General features: G+C 26.0%; 22 protein-coding genes, 1 tRNA gene and 1 riboswitch. Of the genes, 14 read left to right on the forward strand and 9 right to left on the reverse strand.

What is annotated here, in order from left to right:
* Positions 1-519 precede the first annotated feature (519 nt).
* From FOY43_RS00115 to FOY43_RS00160, 10 genes are all read left to right on the forward strand, one after another.
* Positions 520-1,368 carry a hypothetical protein gene (locus FOY43_RS00115; RefSeq protein WP_146308404.1) on the forward strand — a complete coding sequence of 283 codons (849 nt, stop codon included), beginning with the start codon at positions 520-522 and terminating at the stop codon, positions 1,366-1,368.
* Between the two features lie 224 nt (positions 1,369-1,592).
* Positions 1,593-1,994 (forward strand): hypothetical protein, encoded by a 402-nt coding sequence (locus FOY43_RS00120; RefSeq protein WP_146308406.1) that lies wholly within the window; start codon positions 1,593-1,595, stop codon positions 1,992-1,994.
* 369 nt (positions 1,995-2,363) lie between these two features.
* Positions 2,364-3,281: an ROK family protein gene (locus tag FOY43_RS00125; protein ID WP_146308408.1), complete on the forward strand. Its 918-nt coding sequence runs from the start codon at positions 2,364-2,366 to the stop codon at positions 3,279-3,281.
* 1 nt (position 3,282) lies between these two features.
* Positions 3,283-4,455, forward strand: coding sequence for a Cof-type HAD-IIB family hydrolase (locus FOY43_RS00130; protein WP_146308410.1), 1,173 nt, complete (start codon positions 3,283-3,285; stop codon positions 4,453-4,455).
* A 23-nt stretch (positions 4,456-4,478) separates the two neighbouring features.
* Positions 4,479-4,553, forward strand: a riboswitch (Fluoride riboswitch).
* 34 nt (positions 4,554-4,587) lie between these two features.
* Positions 4,588-5,793, forward strand: a complete 1,206-nt coding sequence (locus tag FOY43_RS00135; RefSeq protein ID WP_146308412.1) for a cation:proton antiporter — start codon at positions 4,588-4,590, stop codon at positions 5,791-5,793.
* 231 nt (positions 5,794-6,024) lie between these two features.
* Positions 6,025-6,459, forward strand: coding sequence for a 50S ribosomal protein L13 (gene rplM / locus FOY43_RS00140; protein WP_146308414.1), 435 nt, complete (start codon positions 6,025-6,027; stop codon positions 6,457-6,459).
* 2 nt (positions 6,460-6,461) lie between these two features.
* Positions 6,462-6,857, forward strand: a complete 396-nt coding sequence (gene rpsI, locus FOY43_RS00145; RefSeq protein WP_146308416.1) for a 30S ribosomal protein S9 — start codon at positions 6,462-6,464, stop codon at positions 6,855-6,857.
* A gap of 56 nt (positions 6,858-6,913) precedes the next feature.
* Positions 6,914-6,990, forward strand: a tRNA-Ile gene (locus FOY43_RS00150).
* Between the two features lie 120 nt (positions 6,991-7,110).
* A complete protein-coding gene (locus tag FOY43_RS00155; RefSeq protein WP_201273912.1) occupies positions 7,111-8,031 on the forward strand; it encodes a Cof-type HAD-IIB family hydrolase in 921 nt (306 codons plus the stop codon).
* The gene (locus FOY43_RS00160) at positions 8,031-8,717 is read left to right on the forward strand and encodes a ribonuclease HIII (RefSeq protein ID WP_146308418.1); all 687 of its coding nucleotides are present in this window, start codon (positions 8,031-8,033) and stop codon (positions 8,715-8,717) included. The genes FOY43_RS00155 and FOY43_RS00160 overlap by 1 nt, the downstream gene beginning before the upstream one ends.
* Positions 8,718-8,767: 50 nt before the next feature.
* On the opposite strand, the gene FOY43_RS00165 is transcribed toward FOY43_RS00160, so the two are convergent.
* The 4 genes from FOY43_RS00165 to FOY43_RS00180 are packed head-to-tail and all read right to left on the reverse strand — an operon-like array spanning position 8,768 to position 12,047.
* Positions 8,768-9,685, reverse strand: a complete 918-nt coding sequence (locus FOY43_RS00165) for an energy-coupling factor transporter transmembrane component T family protein (RefSeq protein ID WP_146308420.1) — start codon at positions 9,683-9,685, stop codon at positions 8,768-8,770.
* Positions 9,678-10,589, reverse strand: coding sequence for an energy-coupling factor transporter ATPase (locus FOY43_RS00170; RefSeq protein WP_146308422.1), 912 nt, complete (start codon positions 10,587-10,589; stop codon positions 9,678-9,680). Before FOY43_RS00170 ends, FOY43_RS00165 begins: the two co-directional genes overlap by 8 nt.
* On the reverse strand, positions 10,565-11,377 hold the full coding sequence (locus FOY43_RS00175) for an energy-coupling factor transporter ATPase (protein WP_146308424.1): 813 nt from the start codon (positions 11,375-11,377) through the stop codon (positions 10,565-10,567). The genes FOY43_RS00170 and FOY43_RS00175 overlap by 25 nt, the downstream gene beginning before the upstream one ends.
* A gap of 40 nt (positions 11,378-11,417) precedes the next feature.
* Complete coding sequence (locus FOY43_RS00180) at positions 11,418-12,047, reverse strand: ribonuclease HII (RefSeq protein ID WP_146308426.1); 630 nt, start codon at positions 12,045-12,047, stop codon at positions 11,418-11,420.
* Positions 12,048-12,126: 79 nt separating this feature from the next.
* Here FOY43_RS00180 and FOY43_RS00185 point away from each other — a divergent pair, with 79 nt between their 5' ends.
* Positions 12,127-17,304 carry a phosphatidylinositol-specific phospholipase C domain-containing protein gene (locus tag FOY43_RS00185; RefSeq protein WP_146308428.1) on the forward strand — a complete coding sequence of 1,726 codons (5,178 nt, stop codon included), beginning with the start codon at positions 12,127-12,129 and terminating at the stop codon, positions 17,302-17,304.
* A gap of 22 nt (positions 17,305-17,326) precedes the next feature.
* On the opposite strand, the gene FOY43_RS00190 is transcribed toward FOY43_RS00185, so the two are convergent.
* Positions 17,327-17,902: a thymidine kinase gene (locus FOY43_RS00190; protein WP_146308430.1), complete on the reverse strand. Its 576-nt coding sequence runs from the start codon at positions 17,900-17,902 to the stop codon at positions 17,327-17,329.
* A gap of 72 nt (positions 17,903-17,974) precedes the next feature.
* On the opposite strand from FOY43_RS00190, the gene whiA reads away from it, so the two are divergent.
* Positions 17,975-18,808, forward strand: a complete 834-nt coding sequence (whiA, locus tag FOY43_RS00195) for a DNA-binding protein WhiA (protein WP_146308432.1) — start codon at positions 17,975-17,977, stop codon at positions 18,806-18,808.
* A 59-nt stretch (positions 18,809-18,867) separates the two neighbouring features.
* On the opposite strand, the gene FOY43_RS00200 is transcribed toward whiA, so the two are convergent.
* From FOY43_RS00200 to FOY43_RS00215, 4 genes are all read right to left on the reverse strand, one after another.
* Positions 18,868-19,764: an SPFH domain-containing protein gene (locus FOY43_RS00200; RefSeq protein WP_146308434.1), complete on the reverse strand. Its 897-nt coding sequence runs from the start codon at positions 19,762-19,764 to the stop codon at positions 18,868-18,870.
* Positions 19,765-19,766: 2 nt separating this feature from the next.
* Positions 19,767-20,243, reverse strand: a complete 477-nt coding sequence (locus tag FOY43_RS00205) for an NfeD family protein (RefSeq protein WP_146308436.1) — start codon at positions 20,241-20,243, stop codon at positions 19,767-19,769.
* Positions 20,244-20,680: 437 nt separating this feature from the next.
* A complete protein-coding gene (locus FOY43_RS00210) occupies positions 20,681-21,535 on the reverse strand; it encodes an MAGa7180 family putative nuclease (RefSeq protein WP_146308438.1) in 855 nt (284 codons plus the stop codon).
* Positions 21,536-21,544: 9 nt separating this feature from the next.
* Positions 21,545-22,183 (reverse strand): hypothetical protein, encoded by a 639-nt coding sequence (locus FOY43_RS00215; RefSeq protein ID WP_146308440.1) that lies wholly within the window; start codon positions 22,181-22,183, stop codon positions 21,545-21,547.
* Between the two features lie 400 nt (positions 22,184-22,583).
* On the opposite strand from FOY43_RS00215, the gene FOY43_RS00220 reads away from it, so the two are divergent.
* Positions 22,584-23,942 (forward strand): glycine--tRNA ligase, encoded by a 1,359-nt coding sequence (locus tag FOY43_RS00220; protein WP_201273913.1) that lies wholly within the window; start codon positions 22,584-22,586, stop codon positions 23,940-23,942.
* A gap of 15 nt (positions 23,943-23,957) precedes the next feature.
* On the forward strand, positions 23,958-25,847 hold the full coding sequence (gene dnaG / locus FOY43_RS00225; protein WP_146308442.1) for a DNA primase: 1,890 nt from the start codon (positions 23,958-23,960) through the stop codon (positions 25,845-25,847).
* The last annotated feature ends 3 nt before the right edge of the window (positions 25,848-25,850 follow it).

The following is a 25,850-nucleotide window of genomic DNA, read 5'->3' on the forward strand; positions in this document are numbered from 1 at the left end:
TTACACTTTTTTAGTCATATCTAAATTACTTATTTATTTATATTATATATAAGACTCTTTATTTAAAATTTAGTATTTTTGTGTTTTCTTCAGGTTGTATTAGTTTGTTAATTTAGTTCACGAATAAAAAGTGTGTCTAGACACAGAAATTATTCGTGAATGAATAAAATGAAGTTGACGTTTTTTAAAAAGATAGTTTTAATAATAAATTAACATATATAATTTTAATAATTAAGGTTGAGGAATATGGATAATACAAATAATACAAAGTGAATTAATAAGTTTCATAGAACAAAATATTTGATTTGAGTTCATTTCGCAGTTTCATTAATTATTTCAATTTTATATGTTTATTTTTTCATTGAATTAAGAATAAATAATAAAGATTTAACGTCTAAAATTACATTTATATTAATATCTACTATAATTGTTTTTGTTTTTATTATTTCACATATATTTTTGACTATATATTGTTTATTACTTTTTAATTGGTTTGTTTCTGTTTGTTATTTTTTCAGTATGTTAATTCCGTTTTCGTTTATTATTTCTGATATTTATATATATTTGAGAGCAAATGAAGAATCAAAGATCTTGAAAGAAAATTTTTTCAATATTACAACTCAAAATTCTGTCTTATCAATTTCAAATAAGAAACTTCATGAAGATTTATCAACACATAAAAAATTAAGTGATAATTTGAATTCAAAAATTGCTGAATTAAACAATGATATAGATGATCTAATAAACGAAAACAAAAATTATAAATTAAATTATGAAAGAGAAATCTCTGAAAAGAACAAAATAATTAACTATCTCAAAAATGTATTGAATAGTAAAACCAAGAACAATGATAGTGTCTCTAACCTTAATAAAGGGATTGCGTATGAACATCAAATACTAAATACATATGATCCAAAAAAGTGAACTGCCTATTGAAATGGTTTACAAGGAAAGAATGATAATGGAATTGACTTGATAATGTGAGAAAATAATGGCAAATCTGTTCATTTAATACAATGTAAAAATCATAGATCAACTAAACCTTGTCAAAATGATTTGAATAATTTTTTTGTAATGTGTGAAGTGTGATTTGAAAACGAAAAAGAAAAATGCAAAATTTTTGACCGCCACATTAAAAAGATTTTTATATCTAACCTTGAACCTACAGAACAATTTAAAAAAATGTTAGAAGAATCGAAAAAAATTACAGTAAATAAAGATATCGAATTTAAAAAAATACTTTGAGATGATAAAAAATATTGTCCTTGCATTAATCAAAAGAAAAATTTTAAACAATTAAAGAAAATAGTATATAAATTTAATGAAGAAAAGAAAAGAATCGATCATCTAGAATTGCTAGAATTATAAGTTTAAACTAGGAAACAATTGTTATATGAATAATTTGAATATTGACAAAGGATTTGTTAAAATATAAATGTGTGATTATTGGAATATTTTATTTCAATGGATAAGTGGCACAACCGACTTGCGAGCATTGCCACACGTTAATAAAATTAAGGTTGCTTTCTTATAGAGATGGGGGGCTGTTGTGAGCGAATGAACCCATCATTTTTTTTAAAAAAATATGAATTATGAATAATAAAGAATTTGTTTTGTATGTAAAATTACTTAGAGAAATTCTAGAAAAATTTTATAGTAATGAAGGTCACAAAAAGATAAATACATATTGAAAATCTAATAGTCTTAATAAAGATATACTTATAAAAATTAAAATAGATAATATTCCTCATATGTTAGGAATCCACTATTGAAAGCAACTAAAGAATGTAAATAATTTTAATTTTTCTTATCTGCAAATATTCATTAAAGAAATTATTAGTGGGAAGTCAAAATATGATGATTTACTTAAATTAATGATTAATAATTTTAATAAATTAAGTAAAGATATTGTTAAGAAATATAAGTCTGTAGATTTTTTTTTTTTTTTTTGATTTTTTAGTGGAAAGAATTATTATTTTTGTGAATTTCATTAGTGGTATTCTAAATAATTCTCTAAATGAAATTGAATTATATTATAATGACGATAACAGTTTCTTTATGTGCATACCTAAAATAAAGTTGAGTGAAAATAAAAAATTTAATGTAAATTTTGAGCTATGTAGAATTTCATCGCAAAGTTTTACTTATGAAACTTACATAATCAAGTCGATAAAGGTTGTTAAACAAAAAAGAAAAAATCTAAATAAATCAGAATTGAAGTTAAAAGGTATATTTCCTAAAATTTAGTTATCACAAAAAAGAAATTTAGCCGACTTCTCAGTCGACTTTTTGTTTAATTTTTTTTCATTTAATTTAGTTTTTATAAAACTAACAAAAAACTTTTATTAATATAAAATTTAAATATGAAAAATAATAGCTTAAAATTTGCCTCAATTGATATTGGTGGTACAAATACAAGATTTGCGATTTTTGAGAATGATAAAATCATTAAAAAAATAAAATTCTCAACTAATCAAAATGATTATAAAGAAACCTTAGGTAAAATTTGTAACTTGCTTGATGAGCATAATATTTCTGGAGTTGGTTTATGCATTCCTGGACCTGCGGATTATGAAAATGGAATAATTTTAACTAGTCCTAATTTACAGGGTTGAAATGGAAAAGATATCAAAAAATATATACTAGAAAATTCAAAAGTACTTGAAATTGCTTTTGAAAATGATGCTAATGTTATGGCACTTTCAAATCATGTTGAGTTTAACCAAGGTGAAAAAGATATAACTCAATTTTTCACTATTTCAACTGGTTTAGGAGCTGGTTTAGTTATAAATAATAAGATCTTTACTGGTTCAAAATACTTAGCACAAGAAATAGCTAGAGCTCCAATCGCTCCTATTTCTGAACCTGGATTTCATTTACCAGAATATTCACTTGAATTATTTTGTTCAGGAACTGGATTTGCTCTTAGATATGAAAAAGCTACAAATATTAAAAAGTCAACTAAAGAAATTTGTGAAGCTTATTTAGCAAAAAACGACAGTGTTGCCTATAAAATAATTTCAGAAGGAATTGAAGTTCTGGCAAGATTAATTTCAATTTCGATAGCTTTTGTAAATCCAAATTTAATTTCTTTTGGTGGTTCGGTTACTGAATTTAATAAATGATTTGTTGAAGAAGCAATTCAAAGAGCAAAAAGTTGAACTGAAGAAAATCAATTTAATTCAGTTAGATTCGTATTTGACAAAAATGGCGATGATTCAGCATTATTTGGTTTAAATTATTTAATTAAATCTAAATTTGCTGAAAATAAGAGAGGTTAGTATGATGAGAAAATTGTTTGTTCAAGAAAAGTTTCTTAAAAAAATTAAAGAAGGTAAAAAGACCATCGAAATGCGTCTAAATGATCCTCGTAGACATAGTTTAAAAGTTGGAATGGTTCTTAAACTTGAAAATATCGAAGACAATAAAGATACTCAATTAATTGAAATCACAAAAATTCACAAATATAAAAATTTTGATGAATTATATAAAAATGAAGATCCAATTTTACTTGGTTATGAAAGTGCTGAAGAGGCTAATCCTGATGATATGCTTTACTTTTATTCAGCTGAAAAACAAGATGAATGAGGTGTGTTAGCAATTCATTTTAATGTAGTAAATTTTAGTTTTGATTTAGTAGATACTTTTGTTTTTGATATGGATGGGACTAGCTTAAACTCTAAAGGTGAGGTAAGTAAAGAAAATTCAGAAGCTTTTGCAAAACTTAAAAGTTTGAATAAAAATATTATCGTTGCTACAGGACGTCCACATTATACTGCTTTCGACTGACTACCACACATAGGAACAGATTTACCGATAATTAGTGGTAATGGGTCAATGATTTATGATCATAAAAATCACAAAATGTTGCATTTTGAATCAATTCCAAAAGATGAAGCTAAATTGATTTACAGATTTTTATATGAATTGGAATATGAATTTTTAGTTTATACAACCGTAGGTATTTTCGGGAATAATACAAATAAAACAGATTTCTTTGAAAGAGCAAATTATAAAAATAGAATCCCAGAGCTTTATCAAGAAGGTTATTTTATGGATGAATTGGATAATTATGATGTAACTAAATTCTTAATTATTACAACAAGTAATTCACAAAAAATATTAAATTCAGTTTTTGATTTTGTAAGTGAATGTAAAGAGTCATACATTGTTCAATCTCAATGAAATATGGTTGATATTCAAAGTAAAAAAGCATCTAAAGGTAATGGATTAAAATTCTTACTCAAAGAATTAAATCTAGATATTAATAGAACAATTTCATTTGGTGATGCTGACAATGATATTAGTAATTTTGACGTTACTAAATTCTCGGTAGCAATGAAAGAAGCCTCAAGTGAAGTTAAAAATGCAGCTGTTCTACAAGCTAAAAGTAATGATGAAGCCTGAGTTAGTGACTTCATTGAAAAATATTCTAGTATAAATTTAAAAAACTAGTAAATAATATAAATAGTTGCAAAATTGTAAATGGGAATGATGTTCTCCCTGTTGAATTAAACAAACCGCATTTTAATGCTGATGACGTCTACGACTTTTTTGTCGTAGATGTTTTTATTTTAAGGAGTAAAAATGAGTGGATTTATATTTTCGTTAGGATTAATAATTCTTCTGGGGTTTATAATCGGTTGATTTCTATCAAAAATTAAAATTCCTGGACTAGCAGGTATGATATTGTTTGGAATTGTTGTTGGTCCATATGTCTTAAATTTAATTAGTGAACAAATGTTAAACCTTTCAGATCAGCTTAGACAGATGGCGCTGGTGATTATTTTAACTAGAAGTGGATTGAATTTAGATGTTAAAAAATTACTAAAAATTGGTCATAGTGCAATTCTGATGTGCTTTTTACCAGCAACTTTTGAAATAGTATCAGTAACTCTTGTGGGACATTATTTATTAAATATAAGTTTTATTCAATCTGCTATGCTTGGAGCAGTATTGGCTGCAGTTTCGCCCGCAGTTGTCTCACCAAGAATGATTAATTTAATAAATAAAAGCATCGGTACATCTAAACAAATACCACAAGTAATTCTTGCTGGTGCTTCTTTTGATGACATTTATGTAATAGTTCTTTTTTATTGTTTTTTAAATATTGCAACTAGCAATAATTTTTCAGCTCTAAGTTTATTAAAAATTCCGACCAGTTTAATTACTGGAATAGTTATTGGTATAGTCTTTGGTTTCTTTGTTGGTAAATTATTTAAGTTTTTAGTAAGTGAAACTATATTTAAAGTAATCTTAATTTTCGGATTAAATGTCTTGTTTTTATATTTTGAGTACTTAATTAGTTCGGCAAATTTGAGTTTTTTTAGTTATAATGCTCTTATTTCAGTTTTAGTTTTTAATATAATGATATTTATAATAAATATAGAAGGAGTTAAAGAAATTAGTAATACTTTCAATAATTTATGAATAGTTTTTGAAATTATTCTATTTGTTTTAGTTGGGGCTAAATTAAAAATTAAAACATTAAATTCAAATGCATTGCAAATCTTATTAACGATATTTATTGGTTTGATTTTTAGAGCAATAGCAGTTTATTTATGTTTTATTAAAACAAATCTAAATTTCAAAGAAAAAATGTTTTGTGTATTATCATTTATGCCAAAAGCAACTGTACAAGCTTCAATAGGTACTGTTGCTCAAAGTAATGGAGTTGATCCAGATGGTATCATTTTATCTACATCAATTTTAAGTATTTTATTAACTGCACCTATTTTTGCATTTTTAATAGATATTAGTTATAAAAAGTTATTATTAACCAATAAAAACTAAGCAAATAAAATTTAAAATATAAATAATAAATATACAAAAAATTTCAATATATTAAAAATAGTGTAGAATTAAAGAACATTTACATTAATATTTATTACATGTAAATTAATAATTTATGTGCAGTTTTTTACCATTGCTATGTTTTTTATTTAAAAAAATTTTTATGGTATAATTCTAAAGCATTTAAAAAATACACTTATTGAATTTAAAATTAACGTAAAAGGAGAAGCTATGAGACAAACTACAATAGTTAATAAAGAAAAAGCTGATAAAAAGTGATTTGTAATTGATGCTGAAGGTCAAGTTCTTGGACGTTTAGCAGCTCAAGTTGCTACAATTTTAAGAGGAAAAAACAAACCAACATTCACACCTAATGCTGATATGGGTGATTATGTTATTGTTGTAAACGCTGAAAAAGTTGTTTTAACAGCCAAAAAAGAAGATGATAAAGTTTACTACTCACACTCAGGATATATGGGTGGATTAAAATCAATTACTGCAGCTAAATTAAGAGCTAAAAAACCAACAGCATTAGTTGAAAAAGCAGTTCACGGAATGATTCCACACACTAAATTAGGTGACAAACAACGTCGTAATCTATTTGTTTACGCAGGACCAGAACACAAACATGAAGCACAACAACCAGTTAGAATTGAGGTTAAATAATTATGGCTAAATCATTAGAATATCGTGGATTAGGAAGAAGAAAATCTTCAGTAGCTCGTGTTATTTTAAGACCAGGAAAAGGTAAATTTGTTATTAATGGTCGTGAAGCTTTAGAATATTTAACATCTGAGTTATACTTAAAAGATGCTAATCAACCATTTGTTTTCACAGAAACAGTTGGACAATTTGATGTTAGTGTTAAAGTTGCTGGTGGTGGTTTAAATGGTCAAGCTGGTGCTATTCGTCTTGGTGTTGCTAGAGCGTTACTTGAAGCTAGCGAAGATTACCGTGGAAAATTAAAAGCTGCTGGTATGTTAACAAGAGATGCACGTGCTAAAGAACGTAAAAAACCAGGTCTTCGTGCAGCTCGTCGTGCAAGACAATTCTCTAAACGTTAATTTTCAAATAATTTTATATCTATTTTCCATTTTTATGGTATAATAGATATACATTTGCGAGCGTAGCTCAGCTGGTTAGAGCACACGACTGATAATCGTGAGGTCGATGGTTCAAGTCCATTCGTTCGCACCATTTCATTAAGTTGACCAAAATAGCCATCTAGCTATTTTTTTTATTTCCAGTTTTTCCACAATTTGTAAAAATGTAAAAATAATATATAATTTTTAAACATTTACACAAAAAGGAGAAAAAATGAACCAAGAAAATATTAAAAAAGATCGTTTTTTATTTGCAATAGACCTTGATGGAACTACTCTACAATCAAGCGAGACGTGTGAAATTCACGATCAAACACTTGCTGCTATTAAAAGAGCAAGAGATGAAGGACACGTTGTATGTATCTTAACTGGAAGACCTTGAAGAAGTACTAAATTTATTTATGAAGAATTAGGTTTAGATACAGTAGTTGGAAACTATAATGGAGCTCACATTCACCATCCACATGATGATTCATTTATACCTTATGTAAAATATCTAAATCTCAACGAAGCTTTATATATTTTAGGAGATGAGAAAGTTAAAAATGAAGTTACAAACATCGCATTCGAAGGACCGGACTGAGTACAACTCCAAACACGTGATGAAACATTAGAAAAAGTTTTTGGGTTTACTTCGACAACTAAATTTAGAGAAGGAATAAACTTACACAAAATTCCTTTAATGCCTACTGGAATTATATTTGACGTTAAAAAATCAACAAATCCCGAAGAACTTAGAACTTATTTAAAAACACGTTATGGTGATCTTGCTGAATTCTCATATTGATGAAAAGGAGATGGACTTTCACCCGTTTTTGATATGACCAATATAACTTCAAATAAAGGTAAAGCCTTGAGCATGCTAATTAGATATTATGATATTGACATCAAAAACACAATTGCGATTGGAGATGGTTTTAATGATGTTCCTATGTTTAAGGTGGCTAATGTTTCAGTCGCTATGAATAATGCTGAAAAAAGTGTTAAAAAATATGCAACTATCAGAATTGATAAAACTAACAAAGAAGGTGGAGTTGGTTGATATATTAATAAGTTTTTAGATAATCCAGAAAAAGAAATTAAAAGAAGTATGGACAGAAAATTAAAAATGAACAACCCAATGATAGAAGACTAATGAAATATTACGATTCAATTAATAATGTAAATTTAGATAAAGATTATATTATAGGAATTGATGAAACAGGAGTTGGAGACTATTTTACGCCACTAATTTCTTGTGCCACTTATGTTCCGAAAGAAAATATTGATAAATTAAAGAAACTAGGTGTAAAAGATTCAAAAAAAATAAGTGATATTCAAATAATTAAGCTGGCTCCACAAATTTTAAGTCTAGTTAAATTTAGTGTTTATAAACTTTCGCAAAATGGTTATAATTCACTAACTAAAAAATATAATGTAAATGAATTGAAATTTTTCACCCATATCAAAGCAACTAATTTACTTTTAGCTAAATTGAACATTAAACCAGATTTAATAATAATAGATAAATATTCGACAACAAATTCAATATTAAAATATCATAATGAGATTATGATTAATAATAATTGAGCTGAACTAGAAGATGTCGATTCTGACGTTTTATTAATTACAAAAGCAGAAGGTATTCATATTTCAGTAGCTGCTTCCTCCATAATAGCAAGATATAAGTTACTTGAATATATGAAAGAGCAAGAAAATGAATGGAATTTTGCATTTCCTTTGGGTGCTAGCGAAGAAGTAAAGATGAAAGTTAAAGAATTTGTTCAAATATATGGTGAAAAAAACTTAAGAAATGTATGTAAATTAAACTTTAAGATTTAGAGCGTAATGGCTCTTTTTCTTATTAAAAGAAAAATCAACACATAGTTGATTTAACCTATTCTAGTATATAAAGTGTATCATTCTGGTAACGTTCAAGCAGTTTCAAACTTATTTAATATTACAAATGTAAGCAAAATGATAATGATCATTAAAACGGTGAAGTCAATTCAAGTAATTTTTAATATTCTATAATTTGTTCTTTTTGCGTAAGGATCATACCCTCTAGTTTCCATAGCATTACTTAATTCTTCAGCTTTATTAAATGCCGAAACGAAAATTGGGATAATTAATGTAGTCATTGAAACAACTTTTTCTTTCAACTTACCGTTTTTAAAGTCTACACCACGGCTTGATTGGGCTTTCATAATTCTATTTGCTTCATCAAGTAGTGTTGGGATAAATCTTAAAGCGATGGAAATAATCATTGCAAAAATATGAACTTTAATGCCAATAAATTTTAGTGGATATAATAATCCTTCGATACCTTTTGTTAATAAAACCGGTTTAGTTGTGTTAGTCAAAAGGGAAGTTAGTAAAATCATTATATAAACTCTTATAAATAGCGAAATAGAAAGAGTGATTGTTTCGTAAGTTATAGCAACACCCTTTGCAGGTCAAATTAAAACTTTAAAGTCAGGGTATTTAGTAATAATGTCATTAAATTCTCAATCATTTGTTATTTCATTAAAGTTTCCTGATTTTGCATATCTGATTGAATAGATATTAATTACAAAAATAAATATAGAAATTATAAAAGGTAATTTTACTAATTTGATCGTTGATCAAATTCTTTTGTTAGCGATCATAAAAACTAAAACAACTGGAATTGTTAAAACTACTAGGTCGATCAAATAGCTTGAAATAAATAACAAAATAAAATAAAGTATTAAAAATAATATTTTTATTCTTGGGTCAATTTTGTGCATAAAGGAATTACCTGGAATGTAACGACCAAAGAGGCTATTCATATTTACCTCCATTTAAATAATCAGCCAGTTGTTGAAGATTTCTAACTTTAGGAACTTTTATTCCCACTTCCTCTAATTTATCTATAAATTGAAATAATTTAGGTGGTTGCATGAAGTTTTCTAAAAGAAATTTAGTATCTCTTAATACGTCATATGTGTCACCATCACGAACAATTTTTCCAGACTTAAATAAAATACATCTTTTAGAGTGATTTAAAATATTATCCATATCATGCGATACATTTACAATTGTTTTTCCCTTTTGGTGTAATTTAGTAAAAATATCTAAAATTTCCTTTACTCCCACCGGATCTAAACCTGCGGTTGGTTCATCAACGACTAAAAAATCTGGTTCCATTGCTAAAATTCCAGCAATTGCAACCCTTCTTTTTTGTCCCCCTGAAAGTTCAAATGGCGATCTATCCATATACTCTTTTGACAACCCTACTAATTCAAGATATTCTTCTGCTTTCTTATATGCTTCTTGTTTCGACATTCCGAAAGAGATTGGACCAAAGGCTATATCGTCAGAAATTTTATCTTTAAATAATTGGTACTCAGCAAATTGAAATACAACTCCAACTCTTTTTCTTAATGATTTTGATTTTTTAACTTGTCTAGACTTAGTTTTAGAATGAACGGTCACAGTATCGATAAATGATACATCTTTTTTTAATTTTTTATCATACTTTGTATTATTAAAAATTCAATCAACAGTTCCTCCATCTGGAAGAAGTAAAGCGTTAAGATGTTCTATAAAAGTTGTTTTACCTGAACCGGTTTGTCCTATAATTCCAACGTATTCACCTTGTTCAATTGTTGTAGAAACACTGTCTAAAGCTTTAAAAACCAAGGGAGTTTTTTTGTTGAAAATATGAGTTAATTCTTTAATTTTAATTTGCATAATTCTTCAATTAACTCCTTTTCATCGTATGTTGGTTGTACTCCATTGATTTTTTGACTCAATTTAAAAATAAAAGGTGAATCGATTTTAGCTAAATCGATAATTTTATTGTTATTTAATATTTCTTTAGGTGAACCTTGAGCAATTAATTGTCCTTCACTAAAAACAAGACAATAATCCGCTAAAATAGCTTCATCCATGTCATGAGTGATTGAAATTAAAGTTTTTTTTCTTGTTGCTTGAAGTTCTTTAATAATTTCTAGAACCATTGTTTTACCTTTTGGATCAAGCATTGATGTTACTTCGTCAAAAATAATTATTTCAGGGTTTAACGCCAAAACTGAAGCAATAGCAACCCTTTGTTTTTGACCACCACTAAGAAATTCAGGTTCTCTATCTAAAAAATTTAACATACCAACTTTTTCGGCATATTTTTCTACAAGTGGTCTCATTTCACTAGTTGGGATCTGATTATTTTCTAATCCAAAAGCGATATCATCTTCAACAGTAGAACCAATAAACTGGCTATCTGGATTTTGAAAAATAATACCCACTTTTTCACGAATTTTCTTTTTATTTTCACGTGAATATTCAATTCCATCAACTCAAACACTTCCACTATTAGGCTTGATTAAAGCAGACATAATTTTAGATAAAGTACTTTTACCTGAACCATTATGTCCTAAAATAGCCACATATTGACCACTTTCAATTTTAAAAGATACATCTTTTAAAACTGGTGGTAGTGAGCTGTTATAACCAAAAGTAACATTTTTTAATTCAATCATAGTTATTATTATACCAATATTATTTAAAGCCACCCTAATTTTAAGAATTGTATTTTGTTATGATATTTTCTTTTATCATAGATTTTATAGGTTCGAAAGTTTTTCTATGCATTTTGGTGTATCCATATTTTTTAATTGCATCCATGTGGCTTTTTGTGCCATAACCATAATTACTTTCTCAATTAAATTCCGGATATTTTTTTGAGTTTTCAATCATGAAGTTATCTCTAGAAACTTTGGCTAAAATACTTGCCGCTGCAATTGTAATTGATTTGCTATCACCTTTAACTAAATTTATTTCTTTAGTTTTATCGGTAGCTAAATTAACTTTTTCAAAATCGGTTAAAATTAAATCTACCTCATCTAAAAAAGGTTTAATAGCTTCCCTCATACCGATTATCGATGCTTGTTTTGGATTTCATTCTTCAACTTTTTCTACATCGATAAAAACTATTTTGTAATATAAACAATCATTAATTATTTGTTGAAAAAGTATTTCTCGTTTGCTTTTAGTTATTTTTTTAGAGTCATTTATTTGACTATTAGAATAATTTTTAGGAAATATTACACTCGCTACAACAAGCGGACCAGCAATACAGCCCCTTCCAACTTCATCTACACCTATTATTGAGTTAAATTCATTTCATAATTCTGTTTCAATTTTATTCATTTACAAATTATTATATTTTACTTTTTAACTATTTTAAAAAATCATATAATTTTTTTACGATTCCGAAAAAAGGAGATATATGAAGCATAAAAAATCAATTCTAACTCTAATACCAATTTCCTTACTAACTCCGTTAATCGCTTCTTCGGTTATTGTTGAACAAAATGTGTCTTACACCGATGCAAATGACACTCATTCATATTATTATAATTCAACAAAATTAAATTTAAATGATTGGATGTCTTCTGTTCCAGGTTGAAAAAAACTCGGAGATTTAAGTATACCAGGAACTCACGATTCTGGTATGTTTGATGGTACTGGTCCTGCATATTTCTTTGGTAGAGCTTGAGCTAAAACTCAATCGCTAAATTGATCTCAACAACTAAAACAAGGAATTAGATTTTTTGATATTAGAGTTAATGATGAGATGTGAATAAAGCATGGAAGTGCATTTGCAAATGGTCAAAGTTTGTCTACTTTTCTAAATGCTATGGTGGATTTTTTAAAGCAACATCCTAAAGAAACTATCATCTTTAGAGTTAAGGATGAAGATATAAGTACACCAAGCAGTCCTAATCTAGATTTTGTTAGAAAAATGAGAGAACGTTTTGAATCTATTTTGTCTAATGAAAAATATCTTCCTTATATGTTTAAAAATACTGAAAAAAGATTAGATCTTAATCCAACATTAGATGAATTAAGGGGGAAAATCTTTGTTTATAATCATATGCATCATAATATTTCACAGGATATTAGATTTGGAACATTGTGAAATAGTCCATTTAACAAAATGTCTGCTCAGGATTTTTATGATTTTGAAGAAGATATAAAATTCGAATTTATAAAGGAATTTATTCAAAGTGCTGAAAAGCAAAAAAGTGGCAATAATATTTATATGAATTTTGTAAGTCGTGCTGCGGGTAAAAGAATTTGAGATACTTCAAGTCCAATGAATAAAAAAGTTTTAAACTATTTAAATACCGAAGCAAAAGATTTTAATAAACTAGGAGTATTAATTTTTGACTACCCAGGAGATTCACTAGTTCATAGAGTTGTGAAATCTAATTATTACATTAGTGATGAAGAAATTTCAAGAGGTGTTTTAGGAAATAACAACACAACTTTTAATATAAATTATGCTTATGATTATACTAATAAAATAAATTTTAGCTCCGATTTTAGTCAAAATACTTATGTTGATTTATATATTGATGGTGTATTAAAACTAAAGAAGTATAGTGTATCAACTAACTCTAAAACAATCACTTTACCTAATTTTGAAAAATTGGTTTATGGTCAAAAAATTAAGATTGAATCGTATAAATTGATACAAGGAAATATTTATTATCCTGAACGCAAGTATAATGTAATAATTTCTGAGAAAATAGTTCAACCATATCCACCCTATATTTCGACAATCGAGACAACTAAAAGTAAAATTATCGATGCTCTTAATAATATCGAAGATTCAAGTATCAAAAATAAAATTAGAGAACTTGTTCAACAACTTTATCTATCTAAATTGGAAGATTTGTATACTAGAAAAATAGCTAATCTTGAAAATATTAATTTAGTAAGCACTATTGGAGCTGAGTCAAATAAATTATTAAATGATATGAGTTCAGTTTCGAGTTTATTGAATAAAGTTGAAATATTTAATGGAAGTTTAAGTTTAATTAATAAAACATTTAATGATCAAATAATAGAACAAATCAAACAAAATACTGAAATTATATTAAAAAATATAAATACGATAGTTCAAAATTCTTTTGACTTTACTAAGTCAAATATTACTTTAGAAAAGTTAAATAATGAATTTGAATTCAATAAAGAGTTTTTTAGCATATTCAAGAAAATTAATAGTAATTGAATAAATATAGAAGAATTTTTTAAAACTAATAACCCTTTCGATTGACTAGATTATTCAAATATTTTTACTTCACTTAAAAACAAACAAAGTGAAATAATTAACCACTTTAATACATCCTTAAGTGATAAAAATGTTTCAAATTTAGAGTCGAATGGCTTTATATTAAATAATAAAATTAAATCTGAATTAGATCATTTTAGAAATGTCATTTTAGTATATGAAAAAGATAAAATTCCTAAACTTTTTAATAATCAAGTAAAGTGAATTCAAAAACTTTTTAATAAATATGCAAACAGCTTAACCTTAGATGTAGGCGTTTTAGGAACAAAAATTGGTAATTTAGTGCTTGTAAAAGAAAAAATCGATAATGTATTTGTTAAATATGATGAGTTGATTGAACAAAGTTGATTTAATAATGTTGATCAAGAATTAATTAATAAATTGAAAATAGATTATTCTGGCTTGAGTGAATTATTTAATGAAAGTTATTTAGAGGAAAATGCTATTAATCCTGATTATATATCTAATAAAATTATTATTTTAAACGAAACTATAGATTCGATTTACCAAAAAAATCTTGAATTCGAAGACTTTAAAAGAAAAGTTATGTCTGATTTAAGGTTAAATAATGGTATTATTAAATATATCAAAGGAAATTATTTAGTTAAACTTGAAAAAACAAGAACTGTTGAAGAAATTAATTCATTAATTAGTGAATGTAATACTTTAAATGCACAAAAATTAGGGTTGTTAAATAACTATAATTTAACTGGTTTTAAAGCTAGTGAATTAATTAAGAATGAACTTTTATTAAGTGTTTCTGAAACTAAATTAAATCAAGCATTACTTGAAAAAGCCAAAAAAATGGAAGATTTAATAATTGAACTCAAATCATTACCACAAAGATGATTAAAAGTTTTGGGCTTAAAACAATTTGAAGAAATAATCATAGAACCATATAATGTTGATCAAAAAATTAAAAATGATTATCAAAAATCAATTAAATTAGTAGTAAAATCAATTAATAATCTTTCTGAAATTGGTACAAATGAAGAATTAACTGAAATAATCAACCAGTATAAGAATTCTGAGGGTGAATTTGTAAAATATGACTATTTTGATAAAAAATTGGAAACGACAAGAAATATTTTAAACATTTCAAATATTAGTAAAAAACAAAAAGATGTATATTCAGCAAATTTAAATAATATTTCATATATAAATGATTTAGTTTTATTTGAAAATAAAATTAATAATTCTAAAATTAAAGTTCAAAAATTAAACGACGTTCCAATTTACAATGAAAATTCTGAATTGAGTGTTAAATTAATTAACTTAAAAGATCAAATAATTGATGATTTAGAGTATGATGATTTCTATAATATTGTTTTAACACCGCTTAATGAAGTTATAACAGAATTAAGAAATAAAGTTAATAGTACGAATAACATCAAAACAAGCTGGAATTATAAAAATGCTGATTCATCTCTTAAAAAAGAGTTTGAATCTAGTCTAGAAAATTCATCCTTATTAGTAAATGAAATTGATATTAACTTAATCAATAACCAACTTAAAATGTTGAATAATTCAATTAATAATCTTAATGGTGATTTTCGTTTCAATGAATTATTAAATCAAGTTTTAAATATTGTTAATAATGAAACCATTTTAAATAATTCAACTCGTAATGATATTATTAAAGTTGCAAAAGAATACCAAGATATTAATGAACTCAGTTATTATAGAAGCAAAGTCGAAAAATTCATAAATAACCTTAATAAATTGAGAGAAATTAAAGATAATAGCTTAAAAGTATTGTCTGATTACAATTATATTGATGCTGATGATGAAAATAAAAATGAATACAATTTAATAATCACAGAAATTGATTCAATTTTAAGTAACCAAAATAATTTTGATGATGAATATTTTAACGACATAATCCAGAAATATAACAAAAGTCATTTGAAATTAAATGGAAATGTTAAATTAATTTTATTTAAGAGAGAAAAAAATGAATATTTAACAAAAAATAACATTACATTATTCATTGATGTGATTGAAAAATTCAAAACAGAATTAAACTCTAAAGATATAGATAATTTAACATCTGCTAATAGTAAATGAAATGAAATTTACAATAAGGTTAACATAATAAGTAGTATTAATCAAACATTAAGTGAATTCAACACAAAATATATGACTGATACTTTTAAGGATAATTTTGTTAATAAAATTAATGCAGAGTATAATGTTGAAGAATTAGATAAAATCTATAATGAATTATTAGAAGTAAAGGAAAAATTTGATGAATTAATTTACGAAATTGAATATGATAAAGATTTTAAAAACACTCAAGATTATGATAAATTAAATCAAAAAGAAAAAGAGAAATACGAAATTGTCTTAACAAATTCTATAGAATATCTTAAAACTAATTTTAACGCTGATAACTTGGTAATGTATATAAATAATTTAAGAAATTCTAGAATTCATGTTCCAAATATTATTCCTATAATTCCGTTAAAACCTGCTAAACCAATCGAAAAATTAACCTATATTTATTTTGTTTTCAAAGAAATAAACGAAGGAAATAATCAAGTAATTGAACATATAATTGGTGATGTTATTGAAATCAATTCGAATGATTTTGAAAATTTTGATTATAAACAGTTTATTCCGGAAGGTTTTGAGCTAAGTGAACAAGTTTATATAATTAAAGGACAAAAAAATAATATTTATTTGAATTTGCGTATTACAGTAAATGAACCTGCGGTTAGTGAACCAAGCTACCCAGTTATTCCTGTTAAACCAGATAAAGAAGAAAGTTTGAACGAGAATGTAAATGGTGATAATAATGTTGACGTTGAAGTGCCTGAAAATGAAGAAACTTTCGATCCAGTTATTCCTGAAATTCCAGAGAATTCTGAAAATTCTAATGGAAATATAAACGCTGATAATGATGGGGATGCCGAAAATCCCGAAAACAATAATGAATCAGAAAATAATGATTTATCTACTCCGGAAACACCAATAAATCCTGATAATGAAGATCAAAACGATAAAATAGAAGAACCTAATGATGATATTGAAACACCTTCTAAGGATTCTGACAGTGAAAGTTCATTGGAGCGACCTTCAACATCTGAAGATTCAGAAGAAAACAATACTCCAGAAACACCGGTTGATTCTGATGAAACAAATAAAAACGACGGAAATATCGATTCTGAAATGCCTTCAATTTCTGAAAATATTGAGAGTAATAAAGTAAAAATTATAGTTGGTATTGTTGCAGGATTTGTAAGCTTATTATTCATTTCTGTTTCTACATTTTTAGGAGTTAAGAATGGATGATTTACAAACTTATTAAGAAAATTTAAAAAATAGACCATAGTTTCAAACTATGGTTTTATAATCTTCCTTTTTTTATTTTTGTACCTAAAACATGGCAATGTCTGCAACGAGCTTCATATTCATTATCGCCTAGTAATCTAATTTCTGTTGAATTATCTTTTCTAAAAGAAAATGCAGCAGCAGAGTGACAAACAACACAAACAGATTTTAATTTTGAAACCTCATCGGCGATAGCTAATAATTTAGGAACAACACCAAATGGTCTCATCATGTAATCCATATCTAGACCACTAACAATAACTCTTACACCATTATTTGTAAGTTTATTTATAACGTCTATGATTTCATCATCAAAAAAGTGAACTTCGTCAATTGCTACAGATTTGAATGATTTGTCAAAGTGCTCCAAAATTTCACTAGGTTTTTCAATATTTATAGCTTTTACAAATTTACCATTTCTACTTACAATATTGTCAAAAGAAAACCTTGTATCAAATCTAGGTTTTATAATTAATGTATTAATTTTAGCAATACTTAGAATATTTATTCGTTTTAATAATTCTTCTGTTTTACCAGCAAACATAGGGCCAGTAATTACTTCCAAAGTTCCATCAGGATATTTCAAAAACATCGTTCCTCTTTTCAAATATGTAATTTAATTATAAAATTTATTTTTGCAAAATCTAATAAAATTTAATGTGTTATGAAAAAAGAATTCAGCTTTGCACAAGAGATTAAACTTGAAATAATTGACAATCAAAAATTGCCTAAAAATATCAAATCTTTTATCAAAGGATTTATATTCTCAGGTGCAAAAATCATTGATGATGAGTACGTTTGTATAATTAGAAATAAAATATATTTAGAAAAAATAATAAATTTACTAAAGATTATTAAAATAGAATTTACTGTTCAAAATACTAAATTATCAATTAATAAAAAATATTTTAAAAATGAGTCAATCAATTATCCTTCGAGTTATTTTGCTGGCGTTTTCTTTTCTAGTGGAAGTTGTTTTAATAAAAACAGCACTTCTTATCATTTAGAATTTAGTTGTTATTACGAAAAAAATATGAACGTTTTAATTGAAAAACTAAATTCATATGATTTTGATTTTCATATTTTAAATAGAAACAATAAATTTACTGCATATATCAAAAAAATTGACAAAATTTGTGAGTTTTTACTTGCTATTGATGCGAAAAAAGCATATTTTTCTCTTCAAGATGTAAAAATTGAACGTGATTTAGAAAATACAATTAATAGAGTTAATAATATCGATTTCTCAAATTTGACTAAAGTAGCTAAATCTTCAATAAATCATATTAAAATGATTAATTTCATTTTTGAAAATAATTTAGAAGGTTATTTTAATCAAAATCAATTAGTTTTCTTTAATATAAAATTAGAACACCCTGAACTCTCATTGCAAAATATTTCTGAAATATTAGAAAATGAATATAACATATTTATCTCCAAAGGTGGACTAAACCATTGAATTAACAAACTTAAATCTGTTTATGATAATTATAAATAAGTCAAATTAAATGTTGAAAAACAAGCAATAAAAAAGTCAGTCTTAAGACCGACTAATTTTTATTTTTCAACTTTTTCAACTTTAGAATCATTAAACATTTCGGCTGTTACACTCATAGTTGAAGCAATGTCTGCAAGATTAGGTGGAATAATGATTTTTGTTGCATTTCCATCTGCAAGATTTTTTAATCCTTCAATTGATTGGTATTTAAGATATTCAGGTGTAATTTTTGCTGAAGTAATAAGTTCAATTGCTTCCCTTTCAGCTTGGGCTTTAAGAATTTTAGCTTCTTTATGAGCTTCAGCTTCAAGAATTAAAGCTTTACTTCTACCCTCGGCAATTTTAATACTTGCTTCTTTGCGCCCTTCAGCTTCAAGAATGTTTGCTCTTTTTTCACGTTCAGCTTGCATTTGTTTTTCCATTGCTTTTTGAACATCTTTTGGTGGAGTAATATTCTTAACTTCAACTCTATTTACTTTGATTCCTCATGCATCAGAAGCTTCATCAAGAATAGAAGTCAATTTATTATTAACAATTTCTCTTGAAGTAAGGGTGTGGTCTAAATCTAATTCACCAAGTAAGTTTCTAAGTGTTGTTGCAGATAATTTTTCAAGAGCTAAATTAGGGTTTTCGGCTCCATATGTATATAATTTAGCATCTGTAATTTGGTAGAAAACTACTGTATCAACAGTAATTAAAACGTTATCTTTTGTAATAACATCTTGAGGTTCATAATCAGATACTTTTTCCTTATAGTTTCCTTTCAAAGCTACTCTGTCAATGAAAGGAATTTTTACATGAATTCCACTATTTCAAACTTTTTTGTAAACTCCAAATCTTTCGATAACATAGAACGAAGTTTGTGGAACGATTTTAATTGAAAGTGATAATGCTAATAGAATTAAAAGAATAATAACTATCACTAAAACTAATAATGCTGTATATGTTGGATTCATTTTTACTCTCCTTTAACTGGTTTAATATATAAAGTATTTCCTTCAATTTTTATAATTTCAACCTTTGTTCCTTGCTTAATAAAATCAATATTTTCGACTGGTAAAGTTCTAAAAGTTTTTCCACCTATATAAACTTTTCCGTATTCTTCAACCGTTTTAGGCTCTCTGTGAGCATCGACTAATAAATCGGTTTGATGTCCAATTAATTCAAGAATTGGTCCTTTATATTTTGTTTTAATAAACTTTTTACCAAAGAAATAGAATAAAACTATCAAAATAGTTCCAATCACAATAAATAAAAGAACTTCTAAAATTGTGCTAACTATACTTCCTTTTACAAAAATAGATATAAATAATGAAGGAATTGCTGAAATAGTTATTAAGCTACTATAAATTCCAAAAGTTGTTAATTCAACTATCAATGAAACTAGAATTATTGTAGACCAGATAACTATTGTTATTATCATAATTTCATTCATAGTTAAATTATAAACATAAATTAGAAAAATATTTGTAATTTAATGGTTAAAATGATTATTAAATTGTAAATAAATTAGATTATTAAACACTTATATATAGAGAATTAATTTATTTGATATAGGATATATTTAAAAATCTTAAATTAAATAAAATTAAGGGTGATGGAAAAAAAGTGCGGAGAAATTATTCTCTACATTTTTTACCAGACCCTAAAATTATTATGTACTTTATCAAATACCCCCGATTCATCAGAATAAATATATAAATTCATTTTACTCCATAAATTAATTTTAAAATAAAAACCATCTAATTTAAGATGGCCCCGTGGTTGGCGAGCTTACAGTTCGCTTAAACATTAGTTCAATAACACAAGTATACAGCGTAATCATACCTGCATAATAATTATATACTAATACCGATTAAATTTCTAAAATGTTTATCCTATAAAATCCAAATCAGCCTTACCCTCTTGTTTTCACTTGTTTAGTAATTCTTCTCATTCTTGTTCATTTTTACAACGTAAATAATCAACTTGCATTTTATCTTTAATTAAGTTATACTTCGGTGAAACAATACTATTTGTATAAAAATAGTATCATTCTTTAACTTTATTTATATCGTCTTTTGTTTCGGATTCATTTACCATAAAAGTATAATTTGCAATTCTTCTTTGGTTTAAATCAACACTTTCTGGGTTTTCATAATCACCTTTATCATCTTCTAAAAATGCAGCCACAATACTATATTTATCAGCACCCATCAAATATGAATAAAGTTGAGCTTGCTTACGGTAGTTTGCTGGAACATTTTCATAAATTCCATTGGCATTTTTTTTATTTCAAGTTTCATAGTTTTTTGCCCCAGTGGTTTTGATTTCTAAAATCATATTTTTTGATGGAATATAACCGTCAGGAACTCCACTAATAACTTCATCCTTACCTGCAAAATAGTCATAATTGTAATCTTTAGCACTGTAATTTTCAATATCTAAACCTTTAAATGTTGTTCTAAGTACATCAAATATTTTTGGTTCTAGAATTGTACCAGCATAGATATATTTTTTTTGTAGTACATCCATTTTTAATCTTGCTATATGACAAAAAGCGCTAAACTGTGAACTAAAAGCAGTAACCTCTAAAACATCAGCTACTGTACTACCACCAATTTTCTTGTATGACTTAAATTTGTTGTTTTTATTTTTAAGTTGTTGAAAAAAGTCAGGTGATAAAATTATTACCTGTTCTTCTTCGTCTAAAACATATTCTCTTCCGTTGTAATATTTTCTATTCAAAACTTCTCCTTATTTTAAAAGGTTAGCAATGATTGCTTGAGTCATTGTTGTAACATTATCAAAATTTGCTACACCATTTTCGTTAACCATAATTTTGGCTGGAACAATATAATCAAAGCAAATGTTAACTAGTTTATCAAAACTTGTTTCAGTTATGTTGTCATCAACTCCAACTACAAATTTACTTGCATCCATAAATTTTTCAATTCTAATAGATAGAATTTTAACTTGTGCATCACTAACAAGATTTTTTATTTTGCTGATATTGCCTTTAAAATAGTCTAATTCATTAGGAAATCTCATATCATCAATTAAATATAAGCTATTAATTCCATTATCATTTGCAACCTTAACATTCTCAATTATTTTGTTAAAAGTTCTTGCACATCAAATGTCTGGATCTATGTTTCTACCAACTTCTCCCATAGCGATTCAAAGTGGTCTAACAACTTCTTTATCTTTACCATCTCATGCGATTTCATCTAAAATTGGTTTAGTTATAGTTTTAATTGGTTCAGCAAAAGAAAGCACTTTAATATCTTTAAAATCTTCTGCTAAGTGTTTTTTAAGTGATTCAGTTAAAAGACCCTTTCCTGATCTTCTTTTACCGTTAATTAATATAATAATATGTTTTTTTGAATCGTTCATTTCTGCTCCTGACTTTAATATTTATATAATCTAATAATAGCATTTAAAAATTGAAGAATTTATAAAATGTAAAAATAATTAGGTGTAAAAATAAATAATTTTCAATGCAAATTTTTTGAATTTTTAAAGTATTTTCATAATAAAAATTATTGTTTTATTTTTGCTTAAAAATATTGATAAATTTACACTTTTTCATTTTAAAAGTTTAGAAAAACATAAGAAATTTTACTGAAATAATTTTTCACATTTTTAAAATTTTCAATTAGATTTAAAATTTAACTTTTTATAAATTATTATGTGTAAAATTCCAAAAAAGTGTGCAAAATAACACCTCAAGTTATCGTAAAAACAATATCTCTTTCCTTATTTTAAAACATGTTTGTAGTAAAATATAATGTATATGTTAAATAATAAGAAAAATATGCAAGAAATTGTAAATCATTTAAAGAATTCGGGTTTTGTTTACCAAGGAAGTGAAATTTATGGAGGACTTTCAAATACTTGAGATTATGGACCATTAGGTTCACTTTTAAAAGATAATATTGAAAATTCTTGAAAGAAAGAATTTATCTTCAAAGAGAAACAAAATTACTTAATTGATTCAAAAATTTTAATGAACCCACAAGTTTGAGTAGTTAGCGGACATGTAAGCAATTTCAATGACCCATTAATTGAAAATAAGGTTAATGGAAAGAGATATCGTGCAGATAAATTGATTGAAGAATTCGATCCAACTATAAATGCTGAAATTATGAGTTTTGAACAAATGAAAAACTTTTTAGTAGAAAATGTGAAAAAATATGAAGGAAGTGAAACGAATTGAAGTGATATTAGAACCTTCAATTTAATGTTTGAAACCAAACAAGGTGTTACTGAGGATTCTAAGTCTAAAGTTTATTTAAGACCGGAAACAGCTCAAGGGATTTTTGTTAATTTTAAAAATGTTCAAAGAACTACAAGAAGTAAACTACCTATGGGAGTTGGACAAGTTGGTAAAAGTTTTAGAAATGAAGTTACACCAGGAAACTTTATTTTTAGAACTAGAGAATTTGAACAAATGGAACTAGAAGTATTTTGTTCACCTAAGCAAGCAACGGAAACATTTGATTACTATGTAAATAAATGCTATGAATTTGCTCAAAAACTTGGAATTAGAAGAGAGAGTTTAAGAATTAGACCTCATGAAAAAGATGAACTTTCGCATTATTCAACCGCGACTAGTGACATCGAATTTACTTTCCCATTTGGATGAGGTGAGCTATTAGGAATTGCTAATAGAACAAATTATGATTTATCTAGCCACATGAATGCTACTGGAGAAAGTTTAGAATATCTTGATCCAGTAACAAATCAAAAATTTATTCCTTATGTTATAGAACCAAGTATTGGACTAGATAGATTAATGCTTGCTATTATCATTGACTCTTATGTTGAAGAAGAACTTGAAAATGACAGTAGAATAGTTTTAAAATTAGCTAAAGAAATTGCACCATATAAATTTGCCGTTTTACCACTTGTTAAGAAACTTTCGGATAAAGCTACAGAAATTTATGAAAAATTGATTGATTTAAATGTTTCTGTAACTTATGATGAGGCTGGTTCAATTGGTAAAAGATACCGTAGACAAGATTCTATTGGTACATATTACTGTTTAACTGTTGATTATGACACTTTAGAAGATAATTGTGTAACTTTAAGAAATAGGGACACAATGGAACAAATTAGAATAAATATTGAAGATTTACACAAATATATTTAATTAAATTGGAGTTAGATGACGGATTTTAATCAAATAATTAATAATGCTGATATAGTATCAACTATTTCAAATTTTGTTAATTTACAGAAAAAGGGTAAGGATTATGTCGGTCTTTGTCCATTTCATGGTGATTCAAATCCTAGTATGAGTGTATCTCCGGATAAGAAAATTTTTAAATGTTTTAGTTGTGGAACTAGCGGTAACGCTTTAACCTTCTTGATGAAAATTAAATCTCTTAGTTTTACTGAAGCTATTAAAATTTTAGCTAGTGAGCAAGGGATTGAATTAAACATAAAAGATCATTCACTTGATTATCTAAACCAAATTAGCGATGAACAAAAAGAACTTTTGGATATTTTAAGTAATGCAGAAAGCTTTTTTCATGTTAATTTGCTTTCGAATAATAATGCTAAAAAGTATCTTGAATCCAGAGATATTTCACTTGAATTAGCTCGCTATTTAAGAATTGGTTATGCTCCTGAAGATGGGATAACTAGACTAATTGGTCAATTTAATTATGATGATACAAAATTAAATCAAGCTGGTTTAAAAAATGAAAATTTAAATGAATATTTTAGAAATAGACTTATTTTTCCAATTCATGATGAACATGGTAACACAATCGCTTTTAGTGGTAGATTGCTATACAAAGATACAAATTCTCCAAAATATCTTAATTCACCCGAGACTATTGTTTTCAACAAATCTAGTGTCTTATATAACTTTGATCGTGCTAAAGAAGAAGCAAGAGTTAAAAAGGAAATTTATCTTTGTGAAGGATTTTTTGATGTTATAGCTTTACTTAAAGTGAATTATAAAAATGCTGTGGCATTAATGGGAACCGCACTAACTAAACAGCATTTAAATTTACTAAGGAATTTAAGAATTAATATTTTTCTAGATAATGATACGGCAGGAGTTAATGCAACACTTCATTCAGTCCACTTTTTACTAAAAAATAAATTCGAAGTTTTTGTGATTAATAATCCTTTTGATTTAGACCCTGATGAAATTTTAGTAAGAAATGGTTCAAATGCTTTGCTTGGAGTGTTAAATAATAAAATTACAGGCATTGAGCATGTTTATGATTTATTAATCAAACGTTTTAATTTAGATGTGCCAAAGAGTATAACTTTACTTAACATTAAAAATTTTGTAGAAGAATTTAAAAATTATTTACTTTACTGTGATGATGAAATCATAAATTACTTCAAAAACATGATTTATAACAAGTTTAATTATGAATTTGAAGTTAAAAAAAATGAACAAAGTGATGAATTTTATGAATTAAATAGTGATGAAAAATTGATTGATAATTCAAAAATTTTTAATCAAACTTACACACAAAATAATAACTACAATTTTAATAATAAAACTCAAGTTAAAAGATTTAATCAAGCTAAAATCAAAAATCACCTTTCTTCAGATCCGTTAAATATTTTATTAATTTCATTTTTAAAAAATCCAAGTACAGAAAAATATATATGGGAAAAAGGAATAAAAATAATCAATGAATATGCAAGATTTCTTAAAGACTCAATATCACATGAATTATTTATCCAGTATTGTAAAGAATACAAGAAAAGTAATGGAAAAATGACTGAAGAACAAAAAGAGAAAATTTTATATTCAATATACAATAAATTTTACGATTTTATAATAAGTCATATTAGTTCTGAGGATATTTCAAAAAATGTACTTAATAGTTTAATAATTGACATAGATAAAAGAATTAATGAATTTCAAAATTTAGAAGAGTTTAGAAATTTCATTAAAAACACCTACGATAACATTAACTCTAATCAATTTTTAGTTCGTAAATATATCTCTGCTGAAATTCCAGAATTTAAAAAAGATATATTGATAAAAAATATGGAAGCTAAAAAAGGTAAGAAAAAAGAATAAGAG

It is taken from the genome of Mycoplasma anserisalpingitidis (genome assembly GCF_007858495.1).
Taxonomy (GTDB): Bacteria; Bacillota_I; Bacilli_A; order Mycoplasmatales; family Metamycoplasmataceae; genus Mycoplasmopsis; species Mycoplasmopsis anserisalpingitidis_A.